We start from the raw sequence: 4,223 nt of genomic DNA on the forward strand, positions 1-4,223 counted from the left end.
GCCGCGGCCCGCACCGCCCGCACCAGCTCCGCGCGCGGCACGTCCTTGAGCAGGTAGCCCGTCGCGCCCGCCGCGATCGCCGAGGCCACGTCGTCGTCCGTGTCGTACGTCGTCAGCACCAGCACCGCCGGCCGCCGCGACCGCCCCGCCAGCGCGTGCAGCAGGTCCACCCCGCTGGCCCGCGGCATCCGCAGGTCCAGCAGCACCACGTCCGGGGCCAGCGCGTCGATGCGCTCCAGGGCCTCCACGCCGTCGCCGGCCTCCCCGACGACCTCCAGGCCCGGCTCCGCCGACAGCATCCCCCGCAGCCCGTCGCGCACCACCGGGTGGTCGTCCACGAGCAGCAGCCGCAGCGCCGTCACGGGGCGCCCACCGCCCGCGCGTCCGCCCGCACCGGCACCTGCGCGCACACCGCGGTGCCCTCCCCGGGTGCGCTCTCCACGTGCAGCGACCCGCCCACCAGCGCCACCCGCTGCCGCATCGACTCCAGCCCGAAGCCCCTGCCCGGCACCGCCGCGGGGTCGAAGCCGCGGCCGTCGTCGCGCACGTCCAGCGTCACCACGTCCTCCATGCCCGACAGCGTGAGGGTCACGCCGCTGCCCCGGGCGTGCCGCGCGGCGTTGGACAGCGCCTCCTGCGCGGTGCGCAGCAGGGCCTCGGCCACCGCCGGCGGCAGCCCCCCGGGTTCCCCGGTGACCACCACCCGCACCGGGGCGCCCGCCCGGGCCGCCAGCCGCCACAGCGCCGCGGGCAGGTCCGCCCCGTCCAGCGCCACCGGGCGCAGCGCCCCCACCGAGCGCCGCGCCTCGGCCAGGCACTCCCGCGCGGAGTCCACCGCCGTCGCCACCCTCGGCCGCCACGCCTGCGGGTCCCCCTGCGACTCCGACTCCGCCGCCTGCAGCTGCGCCACGATGCCGGTCAGGCCCTGCGCGATGGTGTCGTGGATCTCCCGCGCCAGCCGCGCCCGCTCGTCGAGCACCCCGGCCTCGCGGGCCTGCGCGACGAGCTGGGCGTGCAGGCCGGCGTTCTCCGCCTGCGCCTGCCGCAGCCGGCGGTTGGTCTCGGTGAGCTCGGCGATGGCGGCGCGGCGCTCGGCCATCCGCTGCTCGGCGAGCAGGCCCTGGGAGGAGAACATCGTCACGAGCGCCGCGTTGAACGCCCACAGCAGGACGAACCCGAGGACCTTCGCCGGCGACGGCTCCGGCGGGCCGGCGGACTGCGACAGCGCGATGAGCACCGCGGTGGCGGCGATGCCCCACAGGGCCCGGCGGAAGGGGAAGAACCGGATCGCGTCGACGTAGCCCACCCAGGCGAACACCCCGTAGAAGGGGTTGCCCAGGACCAGCACCAGGCACAGCGCCCAGCGGAGGGCGTACCAGGTCAGCTGCACCCGGGCCGGGCGCGGCCGGTGCTCGAACCACGCGGTGAGCGCCGCGACGAGGACCGCGACGCCCAGCAGCTGCCACCACCGCTGCCACGTGGACCAGCCCTGCTCGGTGATGACCGCCGCCAGCGCCGCGGAGACCACCAGCAGCGGGTACACCAGCAGCGTCTGCCACCGCTCCAGCCGGGCCGCCCACCGCTCGGCGGGAGAGGTCACCTCGTCCTCGTCGCCCACGACGCCTCCCGTCAGCGTGGTCGCCCCGGAGCGCCACAGCCTGTGATCACTCCCACCGGAAACGTCTCACGGCGACGGCCAGCGGCACCAGGGTCCACAGCGCCATCGCGACGAACGGCAGCGTCCCGACCGGGTCGCCCACGGCTGCGCGCTGCATCACCAGCGCGCTCGCCCCCAGCGGCGTCAGCTCCCCGATGCGCTGCATCGTCTCGCCCAGCACGGCCACCGGCACGTACAGCCCGGCGAGGAACATCATCGGGAAGAACAGGACGTTGCCCGCGATCGTCGCCGCCTTGGCGGTGCCGCTCAGCGCCCCGACGAGCACCCCGACGGACAGCATCGCGAGCAGGCCCAGCAGCAGCGCCGCCGCGAACGGCAGGACGTCCACCGGGACGACCGTGCCCAGCAGCCCCCACGCCACCGCCAGCAGGAGGGAGACACCCACCACACCCACGACGGCCGCCACCGCCAGCTGGGCCAGCACGACCCGCGCCGGGCCGACCGGGGTGGTGGCCAGGCGCCGCAGCACGCCCCGCTCCCGGTAGGTGGCGAGCGCGCCGGGGATGATGAACAGCCCGAGGAAGCCCAGCGCGAGCGTCACGTTGATCGGCACGTAGAGGTCGAGCACGGTCTGCCCGCCCAGCTCGGGGACCCGGTCGCGGAAGGTCGGGATGAGGGCGAACACCCCCAGCAGGGCCGTCGGGAAGGCGATGACCCAGAACGTGGCCATCGGCTCGCGCGTCATCAGCCGCGCCTCGCTGCGGACGAGCTCCACCTGCGCGCTCACGAGCGCACCCCTTCCCGGTCGTCGTGCCTGTCGTCTGCCCGGTCGTCCTGCGCGCCCCCGGTGAGCGCCAGGTAGGCGTCGTCGAGGGTGGTCTGCTCGATGCGCAGCCCGCGGGCCACGACGCCCTCCCGGGCCAGCACGGACATCACGGCGTGCACCAGCTCCCCGCGCCCGGCGACGTGCACGGTCCCCGCCGTCTCGGTGACGGAGGTGACCTCCGGCAGGGCGCGCAGCACCGCCGGGTCCAGCGGCGCCGACGGGGAGAACCGCAGCGACTGCTCGCCCGCGGCGCGCTCGACGAGCCCGGCGGGGGTGTCCAGCGCCACGACGCGGCCGGCGGAGAGGATCGCGGCGCGGTCGCAGAGCCGCTCGGCCTCCTCCATGAAGTGGGTGACGAGCAGGACGGCGACCCCGCGGCCGCGGACCACGTCGCGGACCTGCTGCCACACGTCGCGGCGGGCCTGCGGGTCCAGGCCGGTGGTGAGCTCGTCGAGCACGGCGATGCGCGGGGCGCCGACGAGGGCCAGGGCGAAGGAGAGCCGCTGCTTCAGCCCGCCGGACAGGACGCGGTAGGGCTTGGCCCGGTGCTCGGCGAGGCCGAGGGACTCCAGCAGGTCCGCCACCGGCACCGGGCAGGGGTAGAAGGACGCGAACAGCCGCAGCGCCTCCTCCACCCGCATCCGGTCGGGCAGGGTGCTCTGCTGCAGCTGGACGCCGATGCCGAGCCGGGCGACGTCGCGGCGGGCGACGGGGTCGACGCCGAGGACGCGGACGGTGCCGGCGTCGGGGGAGCGCAGGCCGGCGACGCACTCCACGGTGGTGGTCTTGCCGGCGCCGTTGTGGCCGAGGAGGCCGAGGACCTCGCCCTCCTCGACGGTGAAGCTGACGTCGTCGACGACGGTGCGCTCGCCGTAGCGCTTGGTCAGGTGCTGCACGTCGATCACTGGCATGTCCCCGACGCTAGGGACGCGGCCGGTGCTGCGGATCACCCGCGCGGGCCCCGCCCCACCGTCCGTCCGCCGCCGGGCATCGTCCGATCGGTGGATGCCCCCCGCCTGCGCTGAAAGGACCTTTTCCGCGCCCTTCTCCGGGTTCGGGCGGACGGAAAGGGTCCTTTCCGCGCCCGGACCCGGAGAAGGGCGGTGGTCCGGGGCGGTGGTCCGGGGCGGTCCGGGACGGGCGCCGGCGTCAGGTGCGGCGCGGGCGCAGCGACACCGCCACCAGCACCGCCGCAGCCGCCACCAGCACCGCGCCGGCGGCCGTCGTCAGCTGCACGCCGCCGGTGAACGCCTCCCGCGCCGAGGCCAGCAGCGCCGCGCCCTCGACGCCGCCCAGCGCGCCGGCGGCCTCCACCGCCCCGCCGAGGGTCTGCGCCGCCTGCGCGTCCGCACCGGCCGGCACCTGCACCCGCGCGGTGTAGACGGCGTTGACGAGGCTGCCCAGCAGCGTCGTGCCCAGCACCGCGCCCAGCTCGTAGGCCGTCTCCGAGATCGCGGAGGCACCCCCGGCGCGCTCGGCCGGTGCGGCGGACACGATGGCGTCGTTGGTGAGGGTCTCGGCGATCCCGACGCCCGCGCACAGCACCGCGAACGACGCCACGAGCGGCGCGACGCCGGAGCCGCCGAGGGCGCTGGTGAGCACGTACCCGGTGGTGGACAGCGCCAGGCCGAGGACGACGAGCCGGTGCGCGGGCACCCGCTGCGCCAGCGAGGCGGCGAGCAGCCCGGTGACCACGCAGGCCGCCAGCCCGGGCACGAGCAGCAGCCCGGCCTCCACGGGGGAGGCGCCCAGGACGAGCTGAAGCTGCTGGGAGAGGCA

5 protein-coding genes are annotated in these 4,223 nt (G+C 76.4%); all 5 read right to left on the reverse strand.

What is annotated here, in order from left to right:
* Window positions 1–299: response regulator (locus ABEB16_RS19995; protein ID WP_425560269.1), on the reverse strand; the 299-nt coding region annotated here is incomplete at its 3' end.
* 59 nt (window positions 300–358) lie between these two features.
* Window positions 359–1,618, reverse strand: a complete 1,260-nt coding sequence (locus tag ABEB16_RS20000; protein WP_345713953.1) for a sensor histidine kinase — start codon at window positions 1,616–1,618, stop codon at window positions 359–361.
* A 46-nt stretch (window positions 1,619–1,664) separates the two neighbouring features.
* Complete coding sequence (locus tag ABEB16_RS20005) at window positions 1,665–2,405, reverse strand: ABC transporter permease (protein ID WP_345713954.1); 741 nt, start codon at window positions 2,403–2,405, stop codon at window positions 1,665–1,667.
* Window positions 2,402–3,355, reverse strand: a complete 954-nt coding sequence (locus ABEB16_RS20010) for an ABC transporter ATP-binding protein (RefSeq protein ID WP_345713955.1) — start codon at window positions 3,353–3,355, stop codon at window positions 2,402–2,404. The genes ABEB16_RS20005 and ABEB16_RS20010 overlap by 4 nt, the downstream gene beginning before the upstream one ends.
* 238 nt (window positions 3,356–3,593) lie before the next feature.
* A partial coding sequence (locus ABEB16_RS20015; protein WP_486335999.1) for an MFS transporter occupies window positions 3,594–4,223 on the reverse strand: 630 nt, incomplete at its 5' end.

The sequence above is a fragment of the Kineococcus glutinatus genome (genome assembly GCF_039542765.1).
Classification (GTDB): domain Bacteria; phylum Actinomycetota; class Actinomycetes; order Actinomycetales; family Kineococcaceae; genus Kineococcus_A; species Kineococcus_A glutinatus.

Bases quoted from the DNA above. Each gene is read 5' to 3' on its own strand.
- ABEB16_RS20010 (WP_345713955.1), bottom strand. From the start codon at position 3,355: ATGCCAGTGATCGACGTGCAGCACCTGACCAAGCGCTACGGCGAGCGC.